The sequence below is a fragment of the Spirillospora sp. CA-294931 genome (assembly GCF_050946795.1).
Lineage (GTDB): Bacteria > Actinomycetota > Actinomycetes > Streptosporangiales > Streptosporangiaceae > Spirillospora.
The window spans coordinates 7,536,214-7,560,093 of the sequence record NZ_CP192006.1; the positions used below are offsets into that span (position 1 = coordinate 7,536,214).

At 72.0% G+C, this 23,880-nt stretch carries 16 protein-coding genes; 7 read left to right on the forward strand and 9 right to left on the reverse strand.

All coding sequences use genetic code 11. From position 1 onward, the window contains the following. The first annotated feature begins 211 nt into the window (after window positions 1-211). Both ACQPY4_RS34125 and ACQPY4_RS34130 read left to right on the forward strand, forming a co-directional pair. A complete protein-coding gene (locus tag ACQPY4_RS34125) occupies window positions 212-1,945 on the forward strand; it encodes a hypothetical protein (protein WP_433328087.1) in 1,734 nt (577 codons plus the stop codon). Continuing rightward, the gene (locus ACQPY4_RS34130) at window positions 1,929-3,665 is read left to right on the forward strand and encodes a hypothetical protein (protein WP_433328089.1); all 1,737 of its coding nucleotides are present in this window, start codon (window positions 1,929-1,931) and stop codon (window positions 3,663-3,665) included. Before ACQPY4_RS34125 ends, ACQPY4_RS34130 begins: the two co-directional genes overlap by 17 nt. 22 nt (window positions 3,666-3,687) lie before the next feature. Here the strand turns inward: ACQPY4_RS34130 and ACQPY4_RS34135 are convergent, their stop codons facing one another. From ACQPY4_RS34135 to ACQPY4_RS34145, 3 genes are all read right to left on the reverse strand, one after another. Beyond that, complete coding sequence (locus ACQPY4_RS34135) at window positions 3,688-4,368, reverse strand: winged helix-turn-helix transcriptional regulator (RefSeq protein WP_433328091.1); 681 nt, start codon at window positions 4,366-4,368, stop codon at window positions 3,688-3,690. Between the two features lie 28 nt (window positions 4,369-4,396). Continuing rightward, window positions 4,397-5,650, reverse strand: a complete 1,254-nt coding sequence (locus tag ACQPY4_RS34140) for an aminotransferase class V-fold PLP-dependent enzyme (RefSeq protein ID WP_433328093.1) — start codon at window positions 5,648-5,650, stop codon at window positions 4,397-4,399. Window positions 5,651-5,803: 153 nt separating this feature from the next. Continuing rightward, window positions 5,804-6,364: a hypothetical protein gene (locus ACQPY4_RS34145; protein WP_433328095.1), complete on the reverse strand. Its 561-nt coding sequence runs from the start codon at window positions 6,362-6,364 to the stop codon at window positions 5,804-5,806. A 223-nt stretch (window positions 6,365-6,587) separates the two neighbouring features. On the opposite strand from ACQPY4_RS34145, the gene ACQPY4_RS34150 reads away from it, so the two are divergent. The 4 genes from ACQPY4_RS34150 to ACQPY4_RS34165 all read left to right on the forward strand — a co-directional run bounded on the left by ACQPY4_RS34150 (window position 6,588) and on the right by ACQPY4_RS34165 (window position 11,480). After that, the gene (locus ACQPY4_RS34150) at window positions 6,588-7,037 is read left to right on the forward strand and encodes a pyridoxamine 5'-phosphate oxidase family protein (protein WP_433328097.1); all 450 of its coding nucleotides are present in this window, start codon (window positions 6,588-6,590) and stop codon (window positions 7,035-7,037) included. A gap of 58 nt (window positions 7,038-7,095) precedes the next feature. Next, window positions 7,096-8,742, forward strand: coding sequence for a LuxR C-terminal-related transcriptional regulator (locus ACQPY4_RS34155; protein WP_433328099.1), 1,647 nt, complete (start codon window positions 7,096-7,098; stop codon window positions 8,740-8,742). Between the two features lie 309 nt (window positions 8,743-9,051). Then, window positions 9,052-9,858, forward strand: a complete 807-nt coding sequence (locus ACQPY4_RS34160) for a class I SAM-dependent methyltransferase (RefSeq protein ID WP_433328101.1) — start codon at window positions 9,052-9,054, stop codon at window positions 9,856-9,858. Window positions 9,859-9,881: 23 nt separating this feature from the next. Next, the gene (locus ACQPY4_RS34165; RefSeq protein ID WP_433328103.1) at window positions 9,882-11,480 is read left to right on the forward strand and encodes a DHA2 family efflux MFS transporter permease subunit; all 1,599 of its coding nucleotides are present in this window, start codon (window positions 9,882-9,884) and stop codon (window positions 11,478-11,480) included. A gap of 65 nt (window positions 11,481-11,545) precedes the next feature. Here ACQPY4_RS34165 and ACQPY4_RS34170 read toward each other — a convergent pair whose 3' ends face one another. Continuing rightward, window positions 11,546-12,205, reverse strand: a complete 660-nt coding sequence (locus tag ACQPY4_RS34170; protein WP_433328105.1) for a ScbR family autoregulator-binding transcription factor — start codon at window positions 12,203-12,205, stop codon at window positions 11,546-11,548. Window positions 12,206-12,888: 683 nt separating this feature from the next. On the opposite strand from ACQPY4_RS34170, the gene ACQPY4_RS34175 reads away from it, so the two are divergent. After that, window positions 12,889-13,674: a helix-turn-helix domain-containing protein gene (locus tag ACQPY4_RS34175; protein WP_433328107.1), complete on the forward strand. Its 786-nt coding sequence runs from the start codon at window positions 12,889-12,891 to the stop codon at window positions 13,672-13,674. Window positions 13,675-13,869: 195 nt separating this feature from the next. Here the strand turns inward: ACQPY4_RS34175 and ACQPY4_RS34180 are convergent, their stop codons facing one another. From ACQPY4_RS34180 to ACQPY4_RS34200, 5 genes are all read right to left on the reverse strand, one after another. Further along, entirely contained in the window at window positions 13,870-14,427 is a 558-nt protein-coding gene (locus ACQPY4_RS34180) for a flavin reductase family protein (protein WP_433328109.1), read from the reverse strand. Next, window positions 14,424-14,891 carry an acyl-CoA thioesterase gene (locus tag ACQPY4_RS34185; RefSeq protein ID WP_433328111.1) on the reverse strand — a complete coding sequence of 156 codons (468 nt, stop codon included), beginning with the start codon at window positions 14,889-14,891 and terminating at the stop codon, window positions 14,424-14,426. Before ACQPY4_RS34185 ends, ACQPY4_RS34180 begins: the two co-directional genes overlap by 4 nt. Window positions 14,892-14,897: 6 nt before the next feature. Then, window positions 14,898-20,675, reverse strand: a complete 5,778-nt coding sequence (locus ACQPY4_RS34190; RefSeq protein ID WP_433328113.1) for a type I polyketide synthase — start codon at window positions 20,673-20,675, stop codon at window positions 14,898-14,900. A gap of 214 nt (window positions 20,676-20,889) precedes the next feature. After that, on the reverse strand, window positions 20,890-21,876 hold the full coding sequence (locus ACQPY4_RS34195; RefSeq protein WP_433328115.1) for an enediyne biosynthesis protein: 987 nt from the start codon (window positions 21,874-21,876) through the stop codon (window positions 20,890-20,892). Further along, window positions 21,873-23,858 (reverse strand): CRTAC1 family protein, encoded by a 1,986-nt coding sequence (locus ACQPY4_RS34200; RefSeq protein WP_433328117.1) that lies wholly within the window; start codon window positions 23,856-23,858, stop codon window positions 21,873-21,875. The genes ACQPY4_RS34195 and ACQPY4_RS34200 overlap by 4 nt, the downstream gene beginning before the upstream one ends. Window positions 23,859-23,880: the final 22 nt, after the last annotated feature.

Below are 23,880 nucleotides of genomic sequence, written 5' to 3' on the forward strand. Positions count from 1 at the left end.
AGTTCCCTGTCCATCTTCTGGATTGCTGCATCGTCGATCAGGACGATAACCGGGTTATTAAAACAGGGTGATGAAATGACGACCTAGAACGGCTGCAATTCGGGTGGTAACTTGACGCCAAATCGCAGTGGCCCACATCAGAACTCCCCACTTGGAGACGCTCATGTCCCGCTCCGAATCAATCCGTGATCCCCGTCGAAGATCGGCCGCGTTGATCGCACTTGTGCTCGCGGCGGCCGCATTGGTGGCCGCCGGCCATTCCACCGCCCGGGCGGCCGAGACCACCGTCAGCACCTCCAGTTTCAAAGGGACCGACGGAACCACCTACACGGTGACCAACCACGTCGTGCGCGGCGACTGGACGGGCAAGAAGCGCAAGCACGAGTGGCTTCTGGTCTGGACCGGCGACGCCGGCCAGTCCGGCGCGGACGCCGCCCGGCACCGCCTGGCGGGCAAGGGCGCGGGCTCCGGGGACCCCGACTTCCTCGCCGTCATCGACGCCACCCGGGGATCGCCCACCTACGGGAAGGTCGTCAACACCGCGACCGTGGGCCCGATCCTGCAGAACGAGCCGCACCACATGCAGTACACCTGGCACAAGGGCGACACCGTGTTCGCGGGCGGCCTGCTCAGCGACATCACCTACGCCTTCGACGTCAGCCGCCTTCCCCAGATCAAGCTGAAGGGGATCACCGCGCCGACCGACACGCCCTGCGGCTCGGTGCCCGACGCGTACTGGACGCTGAAGGACGGCACCGCCTACGGCGCGTACATGGGCGGGCCCGACGTGTCCGGCCCCTGCCGCTACACCGACGGCGAGACCAGGATCGGCAACGGGTCCGGCGGCACGCCGGGCGAGGTGCTGCGCCTGGACGCCAACGGCAAGGTGCTCGTCGAGGCCCCCGCCGCGGCCAAGGGCCCCGAGCACGAGACCTGCCACAGCATCCCGCAGCTCGACCCCAGGACCTGCGCCAACCCGCACGGCATCCAGGTGCGCGAGGATCTGAACCGCATGGTCACCAGCGACTTCGCCGAGGTGCGCAACCTGATCGGCACGCCGCCCGCCGACCCCTACATCACCCGCGACACGGTACGGATCTTCGACATCGCCAAGCGGAACTCGCCCCGGCTGCTGTCGATCTCGCACCTGCCCGACGGCCCGCGCAAGGAGCCGTACGGCACCTACGAGGAGCCCCGGGTGGTCATGGAGACCACGGTGACCAACCGGCGCCACAACCGCGGCGCGTTCGCGTCCACGATGGGCGGCGCCTCGATCTACTACACCCCCGACATCACCGACCCCAAGCCGAAGTGGCGCGAAGTCTTCGACGACACCACCGCGTTCACCAAGCTGGCCCCGAACCTGGTCAACCGGGTCGGCATGGACGGCGGCGCCTGGCTCCAGACCAGCCCCGACGACCGGTACCTCTACCACTCGGTGATGCGGCGCGGGGACGAGTCGTCCGGCGGCAAGGACACCGGCATGGTCTACGTGCTGGACATCCGCAAGCTCGTCGCGGCGGGCAAGCGCACCCGGTGCAGCATCGACACGATGGAGGAGGTCGCCAAGGGCGGCTCGGAGCGCGACTGCCCCGGGCTGGTCAGCGTCCTGCCCATCGAGGACCCGACGTCCGGCGGCCCGCACTGGGCCTCGCTGGACAACTTCCAGCAGGGCCGTGACGGCCTCTACCGAGAGACGACACAGCCGGGCAGGCTGGCGCTGGCCAACTACTTCGTGGCCGCCACGCCCTTCGACGGCGACCACCGCGTCTGCATGGTCGACATCTCCAGGAAGCACAAGCTCTCGCTCGACCGGACCTTCCGGGACGAGAGCACCCGGCAGCCGTGCGTGGAGTTCAACCGGGCGCGCTGGCCACATGGGGTCACCGGCAACGCGCGTCCCCACGGAGTCCTGTTCGCGGTCTCCGATGCGGACGTCCGCTGAGACCAGAGGGGGGAGCCGCCCCGGCCGGCGGCTCCCCCTTCGTCTGATCGCGCTGATCCTCGCCGCGGCCGGCGCGGCATGGATCCTGCCGGGTGCCGCCTGGGCCGACGGCACGCACGGCACCCACGACTCCGCCACGGGCTCCGGCCCGCTGGGTGCGGCGATCCGTCTCGCGGTGCTGCTGGCGGTCGGGACGGTTGCGGGCGCGGGCGTCGTCCGTCCGCTGACGGGCCCGCCCGCACGCCGGACCGCGACGGCCGTCTCGATCGCGGGCGCCGTGGCGGCGACGGGCGCGCTGGCCGTCGTCGACCGCCCCTTGCTCGCCATCGCGCTGGGCACGCTCACCCTCGGCGTAGCGCTCTCTCTGGGCCGCACCCCGCCCGCGTTCGCGGGAGGGGTGGCACTATGCGCGGCCTACGCGGTCATGGCCTCGGACGGCCGGGTGACACAGGCCGCCATCGCGGTGGGCGCGGCCGTGTGGCTGGGAGCGTCCCTCCCCCTGCTCACCACCGGGTCCCTCCCGGAGGGACGGCGGCTGGCGCCCTGGCTCGCGATCTCCGGCGCCGCCTCGATCGTGGCCGGAATCGTCCAGGCCGACCTGCCGAAGACCGTCGCGGTGGCGGGCCTCGCGATCACGGCACCGGCACTTCTGTATCGCGGCGGTCCGCGCAAGGCGGCGACCGTGGGCATGGCCGGCGTGGTGACCGCCGGGATCGCCCTGACGGCGGTGCCCGGATCCGAGGTGCTCAGACCCGGGGTGCCCGTGCTGCATTCGGTGGCCCTCGGAGGCGATCCGGTGCCGGTGCTGCTGGCGCCGCAGCGTCCCGGCTGGAACGTCGTCCATACGGGAGATCGCCAGGTGTCCGTCGGCACCGACGCCGACCGGCTCACCGCCACAGCGCGCTCCCCGGGTGCGACCGGCACCTGGGGGATGGTGTGGCTGCCGCCCGGTCCGGGACGGCTCTGGATCCGCGGCGGCGGGCGCACGGCGTCGGTGCGGATCGACGCGGGACGCGGCGTGGCGACGTCCCCCCAGATCCGTACCGACGGCCCCGAATGCGCGAGCGCCGCCCTCGGCGGCCTGGCCGCCGGGGGCTCCCCCGCGCCGCTGCGCTCCTGCCCGGCCCAGGCCCTCGGGACCGCCGACGCGGGCGCGCTGCGCGCCGCCCTGGGATTCATCGCCGGGCGCGGCGTCCGATCGGTGTTCCTGGCCGGGGACGGCTCGCCCCGGTCGCGGGCCGCGGCCACCGTCATACGGGACGCGGCAGCCGGAGCGGGGCTGACCGTCGCGGCCGAACCGGGCGCACGACGCCCGATCGTCGTCGTCTCGGGCTGGTCCGCGGCCGAGAGCACCCTCCGCGACATCGCCGGGGGCCGCGTCCGGGGCGAGGGCGCCTACCTGGCGCCCTGGCTGCTGAGCGCCCCGCTGCTGGCCATCCCGGCCGGTCAGGTGCTGCCGCTGCGCTTCTCGCCGCGCGACCCGGTACCGCTGAAGTACGCGGCGCTGCTCCAGGAGCGGTTCCACGGCGCGGTCCCGACCAAGGTGGGCTTCGACCGATGGCAGGAGGCACAGGGACGCGCGGACACCGGCCCGGCGAAGCTCTACGCGGCGTCGCTGGTGACCTTCATGCCGACCCGTCCGGGCGAGACCCACCCGCACACCGGGACGAGCTGGCTCCCGGGCGGAACGATCACCGTGGCCTCCGGGCCGCTGCGCTGATCACCACAGGTTTTTCAAGCGATCAGTGGACCAGGCCGAGGCGCCGCGAGCAGCGCAGGATCGCGGCGTCCTCGCCCTCCATCGTCAGCCGCCGGGTCAGCGTGGCCTCGACCGGGGTCAGCCGTCCGGCGCCGATCTCGATGAAGGTCAGCGCGTCGGTGCGGACGGTCAGCACCGGCACACCGGTCGCCGGGCCGTGCACGACGGCCGCCACGCCCCCGTCGACCCGGATGTGGAACACCTCGTCGTCCACCCGGAACTCGTAGACCTCGTCCGGCCCCTCGCCCTCGGGGCGGATCATCGCCTCCAGCGCCAGCACGCCCCAGCGCGGGCGCACCTGGTCTTCGGCCTCGGGGGCGCCGAGCACGCCGAGCCCCCAGCGGGCCATCTCCAGCACCGCGCCGCGCAGGCCCGCGCCCTGCTCGGTCAGCTCGTACATGCGTCCCCGCGATTCGGGGCGCGGGACCTGCCGGACGACCCCGGCCTCGGTGAGGTAGCGCAGCCGCTCGGCCAGCAGGTTGGTGCCGATCCCGGACAGGTTGGCCAGCAGCTCGCCGTACCGGCACGGCCCGGTGAGCAGCTCGCGCACGATCAGCAGCGTCCAGCGCTCGCCGACCACGTCGAGGGCGGCGGCGAGGCCGCAGTACTGCCCGTAGTTGCGCCGGCGGTGCTTGGTCTCCGCGGGCTTCTCCTGAACCGACACTTGACAACCATATACTTTCTGATCTCGATCAGCGGAGCGCGGCCATCGCCCGGACGACCGCGTCGACCTCCGCCGGTGCGGTGACGATGCTCGGCCCGAACCGCACGGACTGCTCGCGGTACGGGGTGACGCTGGCGACGATGCCGTGCTCGCCGAGCAGGCGCTTCACGACGGCGTCGGGCTTGTGGCCCTCCACCGTGCAGCACACGAGCCCGGACGACACCGCCGGGTCCCTGGGCGTGTGCAGCCGGACATGGCGCAAACCGGCCAGCCCCTCCTTGAGGCGCCCCGCCTGCGAACGAGTACGCGCCGCGACCCGCCCGGGCCCGATCGCGCGATGAAAGGCGAAGGCCTCCGGCAGGGCCCACCGATTCTCGAACGAGTGAAACCCACCGGGCGTCGCGAGCACGGCCGCGGGCCCCTCGGGGGGACGCCCGCTCCACCACCCGAGCAGGGCGGGCAGGCAGAAGCTCGGAACGGTCGGCGCCACCAGCGCCCACGCCTCGGGGCGGCCCCAGACGACACCGGTCCCGCGCGGCCCGAACAGCCACTTGTGCGTGCCGGTGACGAAGAAGTCGCAGCCCAAAGCGCCCGGGGTGGCGTCCTCGGCGCCGAACCCGTGCACGGCGTCCACGCACAGCAAAGCGCGGCCGGCCAACATGTCGGCGATCTCGCGCACCGGAAGCCTGACACCCGTCCCCGAATGCACCCAGGTCACCGCCACCACCCGAGTCTTCGCGGTCACAGCGGCACGCAACCGGGAGACCATCGAGTCCACCGTGGCCGTGGCCGGGTCCTCGTACAGCCGCACCCTCCGCACGACGGCGCCGTCCCGCTCGGCCCGCAACCGGAGCGACTCATGCGTGGCATAGAAGTCGTGCTCGGTCGTCAGCACCTCCTCCCCGGGACGCAGCCGAAGCCCCGCGTAGAGCAGGCCCAGTCCCATCGTGGTGCTGTCGGTCAGCGCGATCTCGTCCGGCCCGCCGCCCAGATACCCGGCGGCGGCCTTGCGCGCGGCCAGGTCGAAAGCGTCAAAGCCCTCGACATAAACCGCCGTATCCCGATCCAGCTCCCGCCGATGCCGCTCGATCGCGCGCGCGACCGGCGCCGGATGGGACGCGAGGTAGTACGCCGTGAAATGCATGCGCCTGCGGGTCAGCGGGAACTGGGCTCGCACCGAGCCCCAGTCACCCGGGTCGAAGCGGCTCTCGCCGCCGAGACCGGAAGCGGCCAGCCCCGCCCCGGCCACCGCCCCGCCAAGAATCGTCCTGCGGCTCGGCACGGTGGAACCCCTCCCTCTATGAAGGAGAGGCCCCCGGCCCGTGGACATCCGGGAGCCTCCCCCTAGGGCACGCTTCACGGATACCTGTCCCGCCACGCGACGCCCAGACCGCGGCGGCCGGCACCCCTGAGGTGCGCCCTAGTCGTTACGCGATCAGCCCAGGCTGAGGGCGTCGCGGATCTCGGCGGCGCACTTGGCGGCCAGCGTCAGCACCGGCATCGCCTCGGCGTCGTCGATCTCGTCCACGGCGTAGAAGTCGACGGCGGCCTTCGAGGTGAAGGTCGAGCCGACCGGAGCCCACGCGGTGACGTCGGTGGCCGTCATGACCAGCGCGTCGCGGTTCGCGTAGACCTTGTCGCCGATGGTGATCAGCAGGAACTGCTCGAACGAGGCGGTGCCGGGGAGCAGGGACTCGTCGCCGTGGCCGGTGAGCGTGCCGCGGTTGGAGCGGGTGTGGTTCTGCTCGATGACAACGTCCGCGTCGTCGCTGTGGAAGTGGGTCAGCAGCCGCTCGAGCTCGACCTGCGGCTTGCCGTCGGCCGTGGTGGTGATCTCCGACGCGGTGCGAACGCCACTGACGCCCACGACGCTACGGCAGTCGAACGTCTCGCCCTGCAGGAAGTGCAGCGTGATCTCGCCGTCCAGCCGGACGCCGGCGAAGTGCTTGCTGCCGAGAATGAGGTCGTGGACCTCGTGGGTGAGGGACTGGGTCATGGGGACCCCTCCAATCGGTTCGTAAACCCATAGTGACCCGAGCCTCAGAACCCGTCATCTCTCATATTGCTATATATTTTCGCACCATCAGAAGAACCCTTCGCCCCACTATGGCCCGTTCGAGCCATAGCCACCCCGACCCGGGATGGCCCGCCCAGGCGAAGCAGGAGAAGTCCGTCATCCGTAGCGTCCAACGCCCAAGCACCCGACGAAGGGAACGGCCGTGGCCCAGGAGCTCACCCGCCCCCCGCAGATGCCCATGGACGCCCGCCAGAAGTACCTCTCCGAGGCGCACGTCGGCATCCTGTCCGTGGCCCGCGAAGAACAGGGCCCCCTGTCCCTGCCCATCTGGTACAGCTACGAGCCCGGCGAGGAGATCAGGCTGATCACGCGCGGCGACAGCCCCAAGGCCGAGATCATCCGTCGGGCGGGACGCGTCACCCTCTGCGTCCAGTCCCCCGAACCGCCCTACCGCTACGTGACGGCCGAGGGCCCGATCCGAATCCAGGACACCGTCACCAGCGCGGAGCGCGAGGCTCTGGCCGCCCGCTACCTGGGCCCGGAGTTCGGCGCGATGTTCGTCCAGGCCACGGCCGAGGCCACCCCCATCATGATCGCCGTCTACATGCGCCCGGAATCCTGGCTCTCCCAGGACCAGACCAACTGGCCATGATCGGCTCCCCCGCGTCCTGAGGGGTGCCGACCGGCCGGGGGTGAGCGATGATGGCGGGGTGAAGGCAACCGAGGATCCTCTCCTTGCGGGATGGGACCTGCTGCGGCGTGGGGGCTGGAAAGAGGCGCGGGCCATGTTCGCCGCCGCCCTGGCCTCGCCGCTCGGGGCGACCTCGGAGGCCACGGCCGCCGAGGGGGCGGCCGCGGCCGCCTGGTGGCTGGACGACGATGACGAGATGACCGAGCGATACGAGCAGGCTTATCGCTGCTATCGCTCCGTCGGGGACGACCGGGGTGCCGCCCGCGTCTCGGCCTGGCTGGGCAACGGCGCGGTGCAGTTCCGGGGCGAGCCCGCGGTCGCCCAGGGCTGGTTCCAGCGGGCCCGCCGCCTGCTCGCCGACCTGCCCGAGGGCGCGGAGCACGGGCAGCTCACGCTCTTCGAGGGGATGGCCGCGTGCCTGCGCGGCGACCTCACCGGTGCCCTGGAGCACGCCGACCGGACGATGGAGATCGGCCGCCGCCAGCACTCCCCCGACCTGGAGATCCAGGGGATGGCGCTCAGCGGCACGGCCCACGTGAGCCAGGGCCGGATCGGCGAGGGCATGCGCCTGCTCGACGAGGCCGCCGCCGCCGCGCTGGCCGGTGAGGTGCACGAGGTCGGCTCGGTCTGGATCCCCACCTGCTACCTCGTCCAGGGGTGCGAGCAGACGCGCGACTGGGAGCGCGCCGAGCAGTGGTGCGGCCGCGTCATGGACTTCTGCCGCCGTTTCGACCTGGGGTCGCCGTTCTCCCGGTGCCGCACCCACTACAGCACCGTCCTGCTGTGGCGCGGCGACTGGGAGGAGGCCGAGAACCAGCTGCTGCGCGCCGCCGACGACCTGAGCGAGCAGCGCCCCCGATTCGCCGCCGAAGCGTGGGCCCGCCTGGGCGAACTACGCCGGCGCCAAGGCCACTGGACGGAGGCCGCCGAGCTGTTCGAGCGCGGACGCCCCCTGCCCGCCGCCCGCGTGGGGCTGGCCGAACTGCTGCTCGACCGGGGCGACGCCGCGGACGCGGTCGAGCTGGTCGAGCGCGTCCTGGACGGCCTGCCCAAGGAAGACCGCCTGGCCCGCGCCCCCGTCCTGGAGGTCTTCATCCGGGTGGCCGCGGCCGAGCGTCCCGACCTACTCGCCCAGGCGGTCGACGAGCTGATCGACCTGGCCTCCGACGTGGGCGGCGACGCCCTGAGCGCCTCCGCGCTGTGGGCGCAGGGCGTCCGTAGCGCCGCCGAGGGCCGCACCGACACCGCGATCACCATGCTCACCCGCGCCGTCGAGCTGTTCGAGAGCGCCCGGGGCCCCTACGACGCGGCCCGCGCCCGCCTCGACCTGGCCTCGGTCCTCACCGCGGGCGGCCGCACCGGCGCCGCGGCCGAAGAGGCGCTGGCAGCCCAGGGCGCCTTCGAACGCCTGGGCGCCACCGCCGACGCCCGCCGCGCGAACCGCCTGGTGGGCCTGGCCCGCCGCACCCCGACCGGCGAACTGACGTCCCGCCAGATCGAAATCCTGCGCCTGCTCGCCGTGGGACTCACCAACCGCGAGATCGCCGAACGCCTGGTCCTCAGCGAACACACCGTCAAACGCCACGTGGCCAACATCCTCACCCGCCTGGACCTCCCCTCCCGCGCCGCCGCAGTCGCCTACGCCTCCCGAGTAGACCTCCTCTAGAAACGGCCCCACAAACCCCAGCCCGACTCACAAACCCCAGCCACCAGGGGGCGAGGGGCGAAGCCCCAAAAACGGGGGTCCAGGGGGCAGAGCCCCCTGGGCGGGAGCTTGAGGGCGGCCAGCCCTCAACGCGTCCGTGGCGCGCCCGGAGCGAGCGCCAGCGAGTGAGGACGCGCCATGGGCGCGCCTGGGGGTCTGGGGGTTGGGACCCCCAGGCAAACATGGCCCGAACGGGCCATGTTTCGGGTTCTTGGGGTTGGCCCGCTCGGTCGAAGCCCTTGAGGGGGTGGGGTTCGTAGCGTCGCTGGTATGACCGAATACGCAATCGTCACGCAGGCTCAGCAGAAGGCGTGGTCGCTGGGCGACCTCGGGAAGCTGGCCGCGCACACCCCGCCGGTCTACGCCGAGTCGCTCTGCGAGGACCTCGATCTTCAGCCGGGAGAGCGCGTCCTGGACGTCGCCGCCGGGACGGGGACGACCTCGATCGCGGCGCTGCGGCGCTTCTGCGAGGTCGTCGCCACCGATTTCGTGCCCGAGTCGCTGGTGCAGGCCACGCGGCTGGCCGAGGCCGAGGGCCTCGAACTGGAGGTGCACACGGCGGACGCGCAGGAGCTTCCGTTCGAGGACGACTTCTTCGATGTGGCCGTGTCGACCTTCGGGACCATGTTCGCCCCCGATCAGCAGCGCACGGCCGAGGAGTTGCTGCGCGTGGTGCGGCCGGGCGGCCGGATCGGTGTGCTCTCCTGGTGCCCGGACGGCATCATCGGCGACTACGCCGCGACGATCGGCAAGTACATCGCGGCGCCGCCCGGGCTGCGCTCGCCCTTCGAGTGGGGGACGGACGCGCGGGTGCACGAGCTGTTCGACGGCCATGCCAAGGCCGTCCGGACGGTCCGCAGGGCCCAGCCCTTCCGCTATCCGTCGGTGCAGTTCGCCGTGGAGTACTTCCGGGCGTGGTACGGCCCGGCGCGCGGCGCGTTCGCACGGCTCGACGAGGAGCACCGCACGGCGCTGCACGCCGACATGACGGCCGTGTGGAGCGCCGGGAACCGGGCCACCAACGGCAGCCTGGTCGCCTACGCGGACTATCTCCAGACCATCGTCGTCAAGGCCTGACACCCCGGAGGGGGCCGACGCTCATGTCGACAACCGAGCTGAAACATCCCGCGATCGTCCTGACCACGCTCAGCCTGGGGATGCTGGTGGTCTCGCTGGACGCGACCATCGTCAACGTCGCGCTGCCCAGCCTCGTCAACGGCCTCGACGCGGACATGGACCATGTCCTGTGGGTCGTCAACGGGTACGTGCTGGTGAACGCCGCGCTGCTGGTGACCGGTGGCAGGCTCGGCGACGTGTTCGGCGCCCGCCGGATGTTCGTCCTTGGCCTGTTCCTGTTCACGCTGGCCTCGGTGTTCTGCGGGATCTCCCAGGACGTCACGCAGCTGGTGCTGTCGCGGTTCATGCAGGGCGTGGCCGGGGCGCTGCTCGTGCCCCAGGTGATGACGCTGATCTCCGACATCTTCCCGGCCGAGCGCCGTGGGGCCGCGATGGGGGTGATGACCGGGACGATCGGTGTCTCGGCGATGAGCGGGCCGGTGCTGGGCGGGCTCATTCTCAGCGAGTGGAGCTGGCGCTGGATCTTCTTCATCAACGTGCCGGTGTGCACGGCCGCGATCGTGTTCACGCTGATGTTCGTGCCGGACGCCCGGCCGGGACGGCGGCACAGGTTCGACCTGGTCGGCGTGGTCCTGGTCAGCGCCGGGCTCGGTGCGATCACCTACGGGCTCATCGAGGGGCAGCGCTATGACTGGGGCACCATCACCGGGATCGTGACGATCCCCGGCGTCATGATCGTCGGCGCGCTGACGCTGGTCGCGTTCGTGTGGTGGGAGCGGCGCTATCCCGAGCCGCTGCTTCCGCTCGGGCTGTTCCGGTACCGGGCGTTCACGCTCGCGACGCTGCTGAACTCGGTCATGTACCTCACGATGTACGGCGTGACGCTGCTGGTCACGCTGCATCTGCAGTCGGTGTCGGGGCACAGCGCGCTGCGGACGGGGCTGACCTACGTCCCGATGGCGTTGGCGATGGGCGTCTTCGCCGCGGTGGCCGGACGCCTGACCGACAGCATGGGCGCGCGGCGGCTGATCCCGGCGGGGCTGGTCGTGCTGGCCGCCGGGTTCGCCTGGATGGCGATGGTGGAGTCGGCCACCTCGACCTCCACCGACTTCCTGGCTCCGCTGTTCGTGGTCGGCATCGGCGTCGCGTTCGTGATGGCTCCGGCCACGACCGAGGCGATGATGGATCTGCCGGAGAAGCTGAACGCGGCGGCGTCCGGCGCGTTCAACAGCAGCCGGCAGATGATGGGCGCGATCAGCATCGCGGTGGTCGGCGCCGCGCTGCACACCGGGCTCGCCGGCCAGATCGCCGGCGAGGCCGAGCGGGCGTCGCGGGAGCTGCCGCCCGAGCAGCGCGAGCCGTTCGTCACCGGGGTGAGCAAGGCCGTCGAGGACGGCGGGTTCACCTCGACGCAGCAGGGCGCGGGCACGAGCGAGTTGATCCAGCGCCTGACGCACGAGGCGTATGCCAACGCGTTCGCGACGGCCGAGCGGCCGACGCTCTATCTGCTCATCGCCCTGCTCCTGGTGTCGGCCCCGGCCTGCCTGCTGCTGCCCAAGCGGCTGCTCGGCGACCGGGCCAAGACCGTCCCCCAGCCGCAGCCGCAGGAGGGGAGAGTGTGAGGCGCGCCCCCCGCTCGCGCGGCGGCCCCGTCGAGGTGATCACCTCGGCGGGGCCGCCGCGCGTCTCAGCCGCGCGCGGGCGATCCGGTGGCGGGGTCGGCGGTCAGGCCGGTCAGCAGCAGCGCCCGCATCTCGGTGAGGCGGTCGGCCTCGACCAGGCCGGGGAGCACCGACCACCACATCATGCGCACGCATCGCTGGAGGTCGGTGTCGTCGTCCATCGTGGCGAAGACCTGCTGGCAGCCGGTGAGGGCGGCCACCAGGAAGCCCGCCAGCGACTCGATGTCGGCCCCGGCGACCAGGTCGCCCTGGTCGCGCGCCTCGGCCAGCAGGTCCTCCAGGTCTCCGGCCCAGCCCCGGAAGAGCTTGCGCACCGACGGGGACACCAGGTTGCGCTCGATGGCAAGGCGCGTGCCGGCCCGCATCAGCGCGTCCTCGCGGAAACGGCCCGCGAGCCGTCCCGACAGGGCGAACAGCAGGTGCATCGAGCGCGGGAAATCGGGCCGCAGTTCGTCGATGAGTGAGGGCCAAAGGCAGCGGTACTCGTCGACGACGGCGGACGCCAGCGCCTCCTTCGAGGGAAAGTGGAAATAGAGGGCGCCCTTGCTGACTTTTGGGCGCGCCACAATGTCTTCGAGGCGTGCGCCCGTGTAGCCGCGGGCCTCGAACATCTCGGCGGCGGCCTGAAGGATGAGCCGCCGTGTCCGATTCGCCCTTTCCTGCATCCGGGCCACCTCTCCCCACGAGATAATCATGTATGATGCTCATTGACTATGCCCGTTGCCCGAACACTATGCAATAGTCAAGATCTCAGATAATGGCAGGCGCCAAAATGGGATCGCCGCCGACATCGAGAACGGGCGCCGGTGACGCCGGGTGGTGCGTGACCTCGGCCATTTCACCTCTTCGCAACACAGGTTCGCCTCTTGCCCCACGCCTTACCGGGGTCCGGCGACAGAGCGTGAGCAAAGCGCCGCCTTGCCGCCGCAAAGAAGAGCCGACCCCAAATCGGTGATCAGGCCCGCCGGAATCGATCCCGGCGGCGCGACGTCCCACTCAGTGGACCCCGATCATGGCCACAGCAGGCTCTTGCAAAAACCAACTCGCCGGTTTATCTATGAGTAGGAACGCTTTATACCAGCGTCGCGGGTGGCGAATACGGGGGCCCATGAGAGTTTGACTACTCCGTCAACACGCCTCATTACCGAGAGTATGGAAAGACAAATGAACGATGTGCTTATTTTGGGGACCAGGGGCCGGAATGCCCACCCGTACAGGTTCTACTTACCCGATTGAGATTCTCACAAAATGAGAGCTTGTTTTCATTCAGCGAGGACCCCGCGATCTGATGACAAGGCCGATCCGTGCCCGGCGGCCATCACGAACAGGAGTCTCAGTGGAACATCGGATGGAACGTTCAATCGAACACCCCATCGAGCGCGTCATCGACGCCATGCAGGCGAATCTCGGCGACCGGATCACCATCGACGACATGGCCCGGATCGCGATGTTCAGTAAATTTCACTTCTCCCGCATCTTCCGGCACTCCACGGGGGTGTCCCCTGGCCGGTTCCTGTCGGCGCTGCGCCTCCAGGAGGCCAAGCGGCTGCTCACGGCGACCTCGCTGAGCGTCGCCGACATCAGCAACCAGGTGGGCTATTCCAGCGTCGGGTCCTTCAGCTCGCGGTTCAAGCGGAGCGTGGGCGTCGCGCCGAGCGTCTACCGCGCCAACGGCGGCCTGCCCGTCCGGCTCGCCGCCGAGAACCGGCGCAGGGCCGCGGGCAAGACGATGGCCACGGTCCGGGGCGAGGTCGGCTCCACGCGGATCATGGCGGGCCCCATCTTCGTCGGGCTCTTCCCCGAGCCGATCCCGCAGGGCTCGCCGGTCTGCTGCGCCATACTCGGGCGCCCTGGCCCCTACGCGCTTGAGAACGTCCCCCAGGGAACCTGGCACGTGCTGGTCTACGCCGGGGGCCAGGACGGGCAGCCCGGCATCACCGCCGGGCCGCTGGGCGACGGCCGGGTCCCGGCTATCGGGGCCCACGGGCCGATCGTCGTCAGGAAGGAGACCGCGTTCGTGAACGGGGCCGACGTCCGCCTCAGGCCCCTGAGCCCGTTCGACCCGCCGATCCTCCTCGCGCCGCACGAGCCGGACCCGCTGCCCGCCGCGGGACCGCAGTTCGTCGCGGGCTGACCCGCCGCACCGGATTCTCTTCCCCGCAGGGCGCTGACCACCGAACGGTCGTGTGGTTCCCCGCCAGCGCGGCGGATCTCCCGCCGCCGAAGCGCCCGGCCTCCCCTTCCCCTGATCTGCCTCCGAGCATGAGACGGATCGCCTGGACCGCCCCACCCCCGGTCCAGGCCCGGCAGCCCCGCCAGGACGACGCCGTCAGGCGGGCCGGCCGGTCTCCGCCGCCGCGAGGCTGGTGAGACGGCCGCCGAAGAAGAGCAGGGCGTCGTCGCCCGCCCGGCGGTCGAGGGAGACCAGCCGGCCGAGGAAGATCGAGTGATCGCCGCCCTGGTAGCGGCGCCACAGCTCGCACTCGAAGCCCGCGATCGCACCGCCGATCAGCGGCGCACCGGTCACCCGGCCGGGCCACCAGTCCACGGCGTCGAACTGGGCCGCGCCGAGCGGACGCCGCCGGTCGGCGAAGTGCCGGGCCACGGCGCCCTGGCCGGCGCCCAGCACCGAGACCCCGAAGGCCCCGGCCGCGCTCAGGCTCCCGTGCATGATCGCGTCATGCCCCACGCACACCAGCACCAGGGGCGGGTCGAGCGAGACCGACGTGAACGAGTTCGCGGTCATCGCGTGCGGGACGTCGCCGCCCACCGTCACCACAACGACCCCTGTGGCGAACGCCCCGAACGCCTTGCGCAGGGCCTTGGTGTCGGTGAGGTCCTCCTGCGGCGGCGCAGCGGTCAGCGGGGCGTCAGGGCCGTCGTTCACACCGTCCTCCCCACGCCCGCCAGGGCGGACGGCCCGTAGGGTTCGAGCGCCTTGACCAGCGACTCGGGCACCCGGGCGGGGGCCGTCCTGGTGTTGGGCCCGCGCATGCAGGCCACGCGCTGCCGCCCCCGGGCCACCAGGGTCTCCGGCCCGCCCGGCCCGAGCCGGACGTAGTCGAAGCCGAACTCCAGCTGGGTCTGGCCGAGCTCGATCAGCCGCATCTGGATGGCCAGCTCGTCGAACGCGGTGATCTCGGCGAAGAACTCGCAGTCGACCTTCACCGTGAACAGCTTGAGGCCGTCGCGCAGGTCGGCGAGCACGTCCGGCGCCCGCTCCTTGAGGAACATCTCGCGGCAGCGTCCCTGCCAGCGCAGGTAGTGCACGTAGTAGACGTTGCCGACGAGGTTGGTCTCCTCGAAGCCGACCGTGTGCAGGTACTCGAAGTGGTTCGGATGGATTGCCATCGTGGTCTACGACCGCCCTTCGACGAGGATTGCGAACGCGACCGGCTCCTTGACGTCGCGCAGCGTGGTGACGAGCGTGGCGATCCGCAGGCCGCCCGAGGCGAGCACGGCCCAGCCGTCCCGCCGGGACGGGGTCAGCGTGAGGGGCGCGTCCCCCGGGAGTCCCGCCTTCTGGAGGCACTCCATGGCGGCCCAGACCCGCGTGGCCGCGGTGCCGTGGGCCTCCCCGGCCTCGGCCGCCACCAGCCCGGCCAGCGGCCCGTGCGGGCCCAGCAGGCCCGCCCAGTCGCCGTCCGCGCGGTCGGCGACGGGCTCGACGTCGCACGCCAGCGTGCCCTCGCCCGCGACGCAGAGCGTGAGGCCCGCCCCGTGGGACGCCGAGATCGTCCGGCCGCCGACGGCCTCGGGGCGGCCGTCCGGCCGGTGCCTGACGGTCACCGACCGGCCGAGCGCGCGCCCGGCGGCCAGCGTGGTCCGCTCGCGGTGCTCCGAAACCCGCCCGGGGTCGGTGACGGGCTCGACGGCGACCGCGGGGGCGCCGCCGGTGAGGTCCTCGACCGTCCGCTCCAGATAGGGGCCCAGCAGCGGCGGGACCCACGGGCCGCTCCCGTCGCCGCGCCGGACGGCCCGCAGGCGCAGCCCGTCCCAGCGCTCCACGACCTCGCCCGCGCCGGTGCGCACGGCGATGTCGTAGACATAGGTGTCGCCGTCGCGGTACCGCTCGGTGGCGCAGTACCGCAGGTCGCCCGGCGCCGCGGCGGCCCGGTCGCCGCAGGGGTGCACCCGGTCGATCCCGATGGGCAGGAGCGTGGCGTCCGGGACGCACACCTGGTTGCCGTGCATGAGCGCGTCCCGCATACCGGGGTCGCCCAGCAGCAGCTCGTCCGGGAGGAACCCGGCGAACCAGTCGCCGTCGAGGGCGGCCACGTCGGCCTCGACCCAGCGGGCGGCGGCCCGGTGGTAGCGGCGCAGGCGCTGGAAGCGCCCGCCCTGGAAGAGCACGCTCCCGTATAGGTCCATCGCCGGGTCGAGCGGGACGGCGGGAAGCTCGTCCCCGATCGGGTAGGGCGGGCCGTCCGGGACACCGCCCGCGTCCTGGCCGAACCTGAGCCGCGCGCGGAAGTGGTCGGCGGCGAAGGCGGTCTCGCCGCACCGGATGACGGCCGCGACCGTGCCGTCGCCCTCGGCCACGACGGCGACGCGGAGGGTCGCGCTCGTGTCCGGCGGGACGACGATGGGCCGCAGGAACTCCGCCCGTTCGATCACCGGTACCCCGGTGAGTCCCGTGGCGGCGGAGGCGACCTGCGCCATCGCCTCCATGCCGAACACCGCGGGGAAGAGCAGGTTGCCGTCCAGCAGGTGGTCGGCCAGGTACAGGTCGGTGCCCGCGTTGAGCTCCACCTCGGTGACCAGTTCCACGCCGTGGTACCGGACGAGCGGCGTGCCCACGAACCGCAGCAGCGGCAGCGGCGGCAGGTCGTGCCGGACGGTGTCGACCGAGCCCGTCCGGCCGCTGATCACCACGACCGGGGGCGCCTCGGGGTCGGTGACGAGCCTGAGCATGATCTCCACGCCCTGGTCGGGCGAGATCGGCGTGACGCCGTCGCGCGCGAGCGACTCGACGACCGAGAGCCTCTCCCCCATCCCGACCCCGGACCAGACCGACCACTCCATGCAGAGGGCGCGGCACCCGGGGTGGCGGCGGGCCACGTCTTCGGTGAGGTCGGCCAGCCATTCGTTGGCCGTCGCGTAGTGCGCCTCCCCGGGGAGGCCCGCCCGGCCGATGATGCTGCCGAACGTCACCAGCAGCCGCAGCCGATCGAGGTCGATCGCGTCGAGCACCGACCGCAGGCCGCCGACCTTGGGCGCGAACGTCTCGCGGAACGCGTCCATGTCCAGGCCGCCCAGGGCCCTGGGCTCGTTGCGGCCCGCCCCGTGCAGGACGGCGGTGACGGGCCCCATGGTCCCGGTGACCCGGCCGACCGCCGCGCGCACCTGCTCGGGGTCGGTGACGTCGGCGCGGAAGTACCGCGCGGTCGCGCCGCTGACGGCGATGCGTTCCAGGTTGGCCGCCAGCTCGGCGTCCTCGGCGGGGTCGGAGCGGCCGACCAGCGCCAGCCTGGCGCCGGTCGCGGTGGCCACGGCCAGGGCGCATTCGGCGGTGATGCCCTTCCCGCCCCCGGTGACCAGCAGGACGTCGTCGACGCCCAGCGGCGTGTCGGCGCGGGCCTGGCGCGGCTCCATCGGGCGGAGCGTCGGGACGCGGCGCACCCCGTCCTCGTCGTGGTGGACCTCGGAGAACCCCGTGGTCGCCCGCACCTCGGCCACGATCGGCCCGGCGGCGGCGGTCGACCCCGGCACCCGCACGATCGTGACGTGCAGGTGGCGTGCCTCGAGGCGCAGCGTCTTGGCCAGGCCGGCCGCGCCCCTGCCGCGCTGGACGAGCACGAAACGGCTCCCCGCCGCACCCGCGATGGCCTCCTGCGCGCCCCGCAGCGCGAGTTCCACGTGCTCCTCGGCGCAACGGTCGGGGAGGCAGACCAGGACGCCGTCGCCCACCCCGGCACGGCGGAGCGCCTCGCGCAAAGGCTCGGCGAGGGCGTCGCCTTCGGTGGCGAAAAGCCGCCACTCCCCCGGTGCCCGTTCCGGGCCGGACGGGACGGGCTCCGCGAGCGGCGGCGCCTCGTCGAAGTCGATCGTGTAGGGCCTGGCCCACGCCTCGGCGCCCGCCACGTGGGCGGGCCCCTCCCCCTGGTCGCCCGCGGCGAGGCCGTCGAGCATCTCGGCCAGTTCGAGCAGGGTCGCCGTGGCGAAGTTGAGCGGGAGCCGGACGGCCGACAGGCCCAGCGAGCGCGCGGCGTCGTTCATCACCTGGCCCACGGTGATCGAGCTGAGGTGCAGGTCGTCGAGCAGGTGGCTGTCGTCGCGCACCATGGCCTCGGGCAGCTCGGCGCGCTCGGCCACGAGCCGCCGCAAGACCCGCATGCCCGTCTCGCCGTCCTCCCGGGCGGGCGGATCGCCGTCCGGCGGAGCGGTCGCCGACCGGGTGCCGACACCGGCGGGCAGCGCGGGCGGGCGCTCGCAGGGGCTGGTGAAGAACGTGAGCTCCGCCCCGATGTCGAGCGGCCGCGTCAGCCGCCCGTGGAACAGGGCGGCGGCGTCGATCGGGACGCCGGTCACGAAGGCCGCGGCGACCACGCGCAGCAGCCCGGTCAGCGACTCGTCGTCGGTGTCGAGCGCGACGGCGGGCACGCCGGTCACGCCCGCGGCCAGCCCGGTGAGCACCCGGCCGGGCCCGACCTCGACCAGCAGGTCGACGCCCTCGGCCGCCCGCCGGACGGCCGGCTCGAACCGGACCGGCTCGGTGATCTGGCGGCGCAGCAGCGCGGGGACGTCGGTCTCCGGCGGCAGCGCGTCGCCGGTCACGGTCGAGACGACCCGGCGCCCGACCCGGCCGAAGCCCTCCTCGCGCAGCCTCGGCCCCAGCGCCTCGGCCGCCGGGGCGACCAGCGGCGAGTGGAAGGCGTGCGAGACCGGCAGCGGGGACCACTGGAGTCCCGCGTCCTCGGCCCGGGCCCCGGCCTTGCGGACGTCCCCCGGAGGCCCGGCGACGACCGTCTGGCCGGGCCCGTTGTATCCGGCGACCACCACCGGCAGGCCCTCGATCAGCGGGGCCACGGCGTCGGCCGGGGCGCCGATCCGCGCCATCGTGCCGGACGCGCCGGTCTCGGTCATGACCCGTCCCCGGACGGAGGCCACCCGCAGCAGCGCGTCCTCGTCCAGCGCCCCGGCCCAGTGCAGCGCGGAGATCTCGCCGAGGCTGTGCCCGACCGCGACGCTCGCGCGCATCCCGACCAGCGCGAGCGCGCGCAGGCCCGCGATCGAGCCGGTCACGATGCGCGGCTGCGCGACGGCGGTGGCCGCCGGGTCGCCGTCGACCGGCAGCCCGGCCCGGACGTAGACGCCCTCGACCTCGGCGAAGCGCCGGCGCAGCGCGCCGCCGCTGGTGCCCCGGCCCGATCCCTGGCCCGGGAACAGGTAGCCGACGCGTCCGGTCCCGCTCACCCGGCCGAGGAGGGTCCGTCCCTCGGGCGAGATCCGCGCGGATGTGCCGGCGTCCAGGTCCTCCAGCGCCCGCCGCAGCCGCGACTCGGCGTCCTCGGGCGAGGACACCACGAGCGCGGCGCGGTGGGGCAGGCCGGAGAGCCGCTCGCGCAGGGCGGCGGCGAGGTCGGCGAGCTGGGCGTAGGAGAGCCGGGTCACCCAGCCGGCCAGCTCGGCCAGCCGCTCGCGCAGCTCGGCGGTGGTGGCGCCGTCGACCAGCAGCAGCTCCACGTCGTGGGCGGACGCCGCCAGCTCCCTGGCGCGGCCCTGCAGCGAGGCCCGGCGGCGCGGGCCGGTGCCCTCCAGGACGATGTGGGTGTTGATGCCGCCGAACCCCATCGACATGACGCCGGAGCGCACCGGGACGTCGTCCGGCCAGGGCTCGGCCTTGCGCAGGACCCGCAGCGCGGGCGACTCCCCGGCCAGCAGCGGATGCGGGGCGCGGCAGCCCGCCGTGGGCGGCAGCACCTGCTCGTGCACCGCCAGCGCGGCCTTGATCAGCCCGGCGACGCCCGCGGCGGCCTTGGTGTGCCCGATCATGGCCTTGATCGATCCGATCGCGGCGAGGGCGCCCGCGGCGCCCGCGTCCCGGCGGGCCTGGGTGAGCGCCGTCAGCTCGGTGGTGTCGCCGACCTCGGTGCCGGTGCCGTGGCCCTCGAACAGGCCCACCGTCTCGATGCCGAACCCGGCCTTCTCGTACGCGCGGCTCAGCGCCAGCCGGTAGCCGCCCACCTCGGGACGGGTGATCCCGCCCTTGCCGTCGGAGGAGATCCCCCAGCCCGCGATCGTGGCGTAGGCCGGACGGCCCGCCTCGACGGCGTCCTCCTCGCGCATCAGCACGACCATGCCGCAGCCCTCGCCCGGCCAGAAGCCGCTGGAGTCGCGGTCGTAGACCCGCATCTCGCCCCGGGCCAGGGCCCCGGTCTTGGCGAAGCCGATGATCTCGAAGGGGTCGATGGACAGGTCGACGCCGCCCGCGATGACCACGTCGGCCTCGCCGTCGGCGAGGGCGCGGCACGCCGTGGCCACCGAGAGCAGGGACGAGGAGCAGGCGCCGTCCACGGTGTAGCCGCCGCCGTTGAGGTCGAAGTAGTTGCAGATCCGCCCGGCGATGGTGTTGGACAGGCCGCCCGCCAGGGTGTCCTCGTCGATCTCGGGGAACGGGCTCTTGTAGGTGCCCTCCAGTTCGGCCAGGAAGGTCTCCAGGCGATCCTCGCCCCAGCCCTCCGCCAGGAGCGCCGCCCCGACGGTCCGGCGCACGTAGGGCCAGCGCAGCCGCATCAGGTTGGCGCGGGTGAACTCGCCCGCGAGCGTGTTGCCCACGACCACGCCCGCGCGTTCCCTGGGCAGCCCTTCGGCCATCGGAAATCCGGCGTCGGCGAGCGCGCGCCCGGCGATGTCGAGCGCGAGCCACTGGGTCAGGTCGGTCGAACGAAAGGTGCTCCCGGCGATCCTGTGGGCGACCCGGTCGAACTCATAACCCTCGATCACGGCCGCCGTTCGCGCGTAGAAACGATCCGGCGCGGTGGGATCGGCGTCCCAATAGTCGGCGAGCCGCATGCGCTCGTCCGGCAACCGGCGAAAGGCGCGCCTGCCTGCGAGGACGTTCTCCCAGAGCTCGCCGGGCGAACCGGCGTCCGGGTAACGGCAGGCCATGCCGACAACGGCGATCCGAGCCATGAGGGCACTACTTTCTTCCGATATCCGATGCGAATTCCAGCGTGCACCATCCGCCACTTGTCGTCTTCTCCTGGCGTGCTTACAATGCATATAACGGCGTTCCATAATGGCGTAATTAATTGCATCGCCTTTTCGGTTCACCGAATCGCGCGGATGGACGCGGAAACGCCCCCCGGAAACGGAATACGGGGGGCGTTCGCACCGGCGCGATGCCTCAGGCGGTGACGGGCTTGGGCACCGGGGCCTTCTCCACGGCGGCCTTGGCCGTCTCGCGGCGGCGCGCCCGCCAGTGCGCGCCCCACCAGCCGACGCCGCGCAGCCCGCAGACGATGGTGGTGGCGTAGAACAGCGTGTACACGACGTTGAAGACCATCAGCACGCCGTAGACCACCGAGACGCCCGCGCCGAAGACGAACTGCGCGCGGGGCTTGGACGGCGTCGTCCCCGGGTCCGTGATCATGTAGTTGGTGAACAGCACGAACGCCACGCCGCTCATCACGCCGAGCCCGGTGAACAGCGGGGTGTCCCAGATCCAGGTTCTGATCAGCGCCTGGATCGCGAAGCCGCCCATCCAGCCGATGATCAGCATCGTCCGGCCGGTGAGCATGGCGTTGATCACCGTGCCCGCCGTCATGATGACCAGCGGGATCAGGATGCGGAACAGCGTGTTGGCGTACTCGGTGAACATGTAGGGCGGCGCGATGCTGACCCACGACCCGAAGCACAGCAGCGTGACCGTGATGCCGAAGTTGGACGGGTTCATGAAGTGCCGCCACCGGCCGTTGACCGGCGCCTTGAGCAGGTGTTTCCCGCCGACGCCGACGACCACGCCGAACATGACCGGCCACCACTGGTTGTTGGCGTACAGCAGCATGTTGACGGCCAGGCTCGTGATGTGGGCCGGGAGGAGGAACTCATAGAGGCCCCGCATCCCGTTGCCCCGGTAGCGCGGGGCCCGCTCTTCGGACCAGGCGCTGATCGCCTCGAACAGCAGCTCGGCGGTGTAGCCGGTGGCGACCGCCAGCACCGGCCAGAGCCAGGGCTGCTCGAAGCCGAGGACCGTGTAGCCGAGGATGTTGAACACGGTGAGCGAGATGGCGAAGTTGCGCAGCGCCAGGTAGCGGACGTCGGGCTTGCGCTTGGTCTCACCTGAGGGTGCGGCCGGGACGCTCCCGCTGACCTTCTCGACGGTCGTCGTCATTTGGTCCCGACCTCCTCGGCCTTGGCGTCCAACAGCAGGTTGTGCTCGCCGGGGCTCAGCTTCAGCGTCTGCCGGCGCTGCTGGCCCCGTCCGTCCCGCCACCGCAGGTCGACCGTCACCGGCGCGGTGGACGCGCCGAGGCCGAAGCTGACCTCGAAGCCACGCTTTCCGCTGTGGCCGCCGCCGCCGTCCAGCCGCGCGATCTGCGTCTTTCCGTCGGCGGTGCGAATCTGGGCGGTCGCCCCGTATGCGGGCGCGCCGATGCCCTGGAGGGCCGGGTCCCCCTTCTCACCGGCGGCCGGCGCGTACAGCTTCAGGCCGAGGTGGTTGCCCCGCTTGGGCGCGTTGTTGGCGTAGAAGGCGGGCGGGCCCCACTGCCGGGCCACCGCGAAGTCGAGTGCCCCGTTGCCCCGGGTGTCGGCGATGGCGATGCCCCGGGTCGGGATGGGCACCGCCAGCCCGAGCTCCTTGACGACGTTGACGTACGCGCCGCCGTCCGGGCGCCGGGTGTAGAAGCCGATGGGCTGGCTTCCGGCGATGTCGTCGCCCGGTCTGACATGCGGCCACATCTTGGGGTTGGTGTAGAGGCTGTCGTTGGTCATGGCCATCTCCTGGAGCCACGGCCAGCGGTTGATCTTCCCCTTGATGAAGCCCTCGGCCTGGATGATCTCCGAGTCGCCGCTGTTGAGGAAGTCGCCGGCCTTGACGTCCCAGCCCCAGCCGGTGAACGCCAGCCCGAGCTCCTGCGCCTTCTGCTCGAACGGCGCCTTGCCGTCCGCCAGCTTGCGCCGCATCTGCTCCTGGCTCCCGGCCTGGTTGATCCAGGCGAAGTTGCTCTCCTCCAGGCCCCAGGCGGTGGTGATGTTGCTGACGACCATGTCGAACCGGCCGGTGCGGTTGATGTCGACGAAGTCGACGCCCATGCCCTTGAACGAGCTCTTGCCGAGCACGAACGACTTGGGCGTGTTCGGGTGGCGCTCCCCGGGGACCTCGTCGAACTTGATCTTGCCTGGCGACGAGATGTTGTGGAACAGGTAGTCCTTGCCGAAGTCGTTGGCGACGTAAAGCTCCGGCCTCACGTCGCCGGTGAGGTCGGCGCTGGACGCGGCCAGGCTCCACCCGGTGGAGTTCGCATACGGGATCGCGCCGGTCTCCTCGACGTACCGTGCCGTCGGACGGTCGCCGGACGTCGCGTCATGCCAGCGCATGACGTGGGCCCCGCCGCCGTTCTTGGCGTTGGACATCGAGGAGTTCATCTGGACGTTGTTCTGGCCCTCGGGGTCGAGCACGTCGGAGTCGGGGAAGTAGTTGGCGATCAGGATGTCGGCGTGCCCGTCGCCGTCGTAGTCGGCCACGTTCACCGTGTTGGTGTTCCATTTGGGGCCGTGGTACGCGCCGTCCGCCGACGCCTGCGGGACGAGCTCGACCGGCGCGTACGCCGTGGGCGACAGCGCGGTGGCGGTGGAGCGGGCCAGGAACAGGACCGGCGTCCGGCCCCAGTAGTTGACCATCAGGTCGGGACGGGCGTCGCCGTTGAAGTCACCCGGGGTGCAGCCCATCGGCGCGATGGCCCTGCCCATGGGCAGCGGCGCCGCGTCGAGCGCGAACGGGGTGAACCGGTCGGCGGCGGGCGCCGTGGGCGCGTAGGTGACGATCACCTGGTCGGTGCGGGTGTCGACGACGCAGAGGTCGTCCTCGCGGCCGTTGCCCTGGAGGTCGTTGAGGGCGACGGACGCGCCCACCGCGGAGATCCACGACCGCAGGTGGCGGTAGGCCGGGTTCACCTGCCGGATGTCCTGGGTCGGCCGATACCCCGGGGGCATGGCGATGGGCATCTCGGTAAAGGAGTAACGGGACGCGAGTTTGTTCTTGTCCTCGCTCGACGCCTCCGGGAGCCGAGCGACGAAAAAGAGCGCCGTGATGAGGGAGAGGACGACAATACCGGGGACGAATCTTCGTTTCCGGGCCCAAAGTGCGGACATCAGCATTCTCCACGAGAAATAG

Coding starts and splice junctions, on each gene's coding strand:
- ACQPY4_RS34170 (WP_433328105.1), bottom strand. CDS start 12,205: ATGCAGGAAAGGGCGAATCGGACACGGCGGCTCATCCTTCAGGCCGCC.
- ACQPY4_RS34190 (WP_433328113.1), bottom strand. CDS start 20,675: ATGGCTCGGATCGCCGTTGTCGGCATGGCCTGCCGTTACCCGGACGCC.
- ACQPY4_RS34195 (WP_433328115.1), bottom strand. CDS start 21,876: ATGACGACGACCGTCGAGAAGGTCAGCGGGAGCGTCCCGGCCGCACCC.
- ACQPY4_RS34145 (WP_433328095.1), bottom strand. CDS start 6,364: ATGACCCAGTCCCTCACCCACGAGGTCCACGACCTCATTCTCGGCAGC.
- ACQPY4_RS34175 (WP_433328107.1), top strand. CDS start 12,889: ATGGAACGTTCAATCGAACACCCCATCGAGCGCGTCATCGACGCCATG.
- ACQPY4_RS34130 (WP_433328089.1), top strand. CDS start 1,929: ATGCGGACGTCCGCTGAGACCAGAGGGGGGAGCCGCCCCGGCCGGCGG.
- ACQPY4_RS34200 (WP_433328117.1), bottom strand. CDS start 23,858: ATGTCCGCACTTTGGGCCCGGAAACGAAGATTCGTCCCCGGTATTGTC.
- ACQPY4_RS34160 (WP_433328101.1), top strand. CDS start 9,052: ATGACCGAATACGCAATCGTCACGCAGGCTCAGCAGAAGGCGTGGTCG.
- ACQPY4_RS34165 (WP_433328103.1), top strand. CDS start 9,882: ATGTCGACAACCGAGCTGAAACATCCCGCGATCGTCCTGACCACGCTC.
- ACQPY4_RS34185 (WP_433328111.1), bottom strand. CDS start 14,891: ATGGCAATCCATCCGAACCACTTCGAGTACCTGCACACGGTCGGCTTC.